This is a genomic window from Amphritea sp. (assembly GCF_050300915.1).
Taxonomy (GTDB): domain Bacteria; phylum Pseudomonadota; class Gammaproteobacteria; order Pseudomonadales; family Balneatricaceae; genus Amphritea.
In genome coordinates this window covers 1-562 of sequence record NZ_JBNKYN010000227.1, presented here as the reverse complement: position 1 = coordinate 562, position 562 = coordinate 1, and the positions used below count along the sequence as shown (strand labels likewise).

Below are 562 nucleotides of genomic sequence, written 5' to 3'. Positions count from 1 at the left end.
CAAGAATGGTACTTTATCAATCTAGAATTCACACTTGCTGGACATGGTGTACAACTAGTGCTCTCGTAATCATTGAAGCACGACACGAAGGTGTTCTTCATGCTCTTCCAAATTCTTTGAGTATACCAGAATGTCATCGATGAAGACCATGACAAACATATCAAGCTTAGGCATGAAAACTAAGTTCATGAGATACACGAAGTGTGCCAGTGCATTTGTCAATCTGAATGACATGACTAGATACTCATACAGGCCATACCTCAAAATGAATACAGTCTTTGGTATGTCACATTCTCGAACCTTCAACTGGCGATACCCTGATCGAAGATCAATCTTAGAGAACACACATGCACCTCGGAGTTGATCAAACAGATCATCGATCCGGGGTAGCAGATACTTGTTTTTGACAGTAACCTCATTCAGTGGCCGATAATCCACGCACAACCTCTGGGTACCGTCCTTCTTCAGGACAAAAATCACTGGGGCTCCCCATGCGGATGAGCTAGGGTGGATAAATCCTTTCTCCACTAGCTCCCTAATATGCTCCTTCAACTTGGCTAAC

1 protein-coding gene is annotated in these 562 nt (G+C 43.4%); it reads right to left on the bottom strand.

Annotation, left to right across the window (positions count from 1 at the left end; all coding sequences use genetic code 11):
* Positions 1 to 69 precede the first annotated feature (69 nt).
* The coding region (locus ACQY8X_RS21160; RefSeq protein WP_428037101.1) for a reverse transcriptase family protein at positions 70 to 562 on the bottom strand (493 nt) is incomplete at its 5' end.